At 72.2% G+C, this 1,534-nt stretch carries 1 protein-coding gene and 1 pseudogene; both read left to right on the top strand.

Annotated elements, in window-relative coordinates:
* Positions 1-316 (top strand): annotated as a pseudogene (locus tag BMG07_RS40570) (carbohydrate kinase); the annotation flags it as partial.
* Positions 313-1,374, top strand: coding sequence for a 2-hydroxyacid dehydrogenase (locus BMG07_RS40575; RefSeq protein ID WP_198089196.1), 1,062 nt, complete (start codon positions 313-315; stop codon positions 1,372-1,374). The pseudogene BMG07_RS40570 and the gene BMG07_RS40575, both read left to right, overlap by 4 nt.
* Positions 1,375-1,534: the final 160 nt, after the last annotated feature.

Here is a 1,534-nt window from a genome sequence, read left to right on the forward strand (position 1 = left end):
GCCGGTGCGCGTGAGCCACCGCGAGGAATGCGGCGCGGCCGGCGCCGCCATCGTGGCCGCCGTGGCGCTGGGCCAGCACGACAGCGTGCGCGCCGCCCTGCCCGCCTGGGTCGACGCCTTTCTCGACACCCGCGTCACCGCGCCCGACAGCGCGCAGGCGGCGCTGTACGACAAGCTCTTTCCGCTCTACCAGCAGGGCGCGACGCGCAACCGCCCGCTCTGGGCCGCGCTGGGCGAGGTGCGCGCCAGCGCCGCGTCGGCGCAGCGCGCATCCCCATCCAACGCCCCCGTGGCAATGAAAGAAACACTCGCATGAGAGAACTCAAAGTGGCCGTCATCGGCGACCATTTCATGAAGGCGCGCTACTTCGTCGAGGCGCTGCGGTCCGCACTGCCGCAAGACACGGCGCTGGACATCCGCACGCTGGAGCTCGACTGGCCCGACACGCCGATGGCGCACGGCTACAGCGCCGAGGCGGCCGACCCGCAGCTCAAGGGCCTGAAGGAATACCTGGGCGCGCCCGACGACATGGCCGCCTTCATCGGCGACGCCGAAGTGCTGATCGACCACCTCGCGCCGCTCACCGGCGGCATGCTCGCGCATTGCCCGCAGCTGCGGCTGGTGGCGGTGTCGCGCGGCGGGCCGGTCAACATCGACATGCAGGCGGCGCGCGCGCGCGGCGTGCAGGTGGTCAACGCGCCGGGGCGCAACGCGAGCGCGGTGGCGGAGTTCACCGTCGGCATGATGCTGGCGCAGACGCGGCTCATCACGCAGGGCCACGTGGCGCTCATGAAGGGCGAGTGGCGCGGCGACCTCTACCGCGCCGACCGCACCGGCGAAGAGCTGTGCAACCAGACCGTGGGGCTGATCGGCTACGGCCACATCGGCAGCCGCCTCACCAAGCTGCTGCGGCCCTTCGGCTGCCGCATCCTGGTGAGCGACCCCTACGTGGCGCTCGACGACGCCGACCGCGAAGCCGGCGTTGCGCAGGTCGACCTGGCCACGCTGCTGCGGGAGGCCGACGTGGTGTCGCTGCATTCGCGCGTCACGCCCGAGACCACCGGCTTCATGAACGCGGCGGCCTTCGCGCAGATGAAGGACGGCGCCTATTTCATCAACACCGCGCGCGGCCCGATGGTCGACTACGCCGACCTGTACGCCGCGCTGCAAAGCGGCAAGCTGCGCGGCGCCGGGCTGGAGACCTTCGGCGTCGAGCCCTGCGACCCGGCCGACCCGCTGCTGCGGCACCCGAACGTGACGCTCACGCCGCACATCGCCGGCGCGTCGATCAAGACCGTCAAGTACGCCGCCGCGCTGTGCGCCGAGGAAGTGCGCCGCTACGTGCAGGGCGAGGCCTTCGCCAACCCCTGCTGAGGCGGGGAGCTCGAACACCATTGCGATGACAGATTCGACCTCCTCCCAGGCGCCCCGCGCCGCGTCCGGCGACGCGGGCGACGCCACCTGGCTGAACCCCGCGCAGCGCGCACGCGACCTGGCCGCCGCGAGCGCCACCGCCTGCGACCTGGTGGTGATC

Origin of the sequence: Variovorax sp. E3, from assembly GCF_016082275.1 — a bacterium.
GTDB lineage: Bacteria > Pseudomonadota > Gammaproteobacteria > Burkholderiales > Burkholderiaceae_C > Variovorax.

Bases quoted from the DNA above. Each gene is read 5' to 3' on its own strand.
- BMG07_RS40575 (WP_198089196.1), top strand. From the start codon at position 313: ATGAGAGAACTCAAAGTGGCCGTCATCGGCGACCATTTCATGAAGGCG.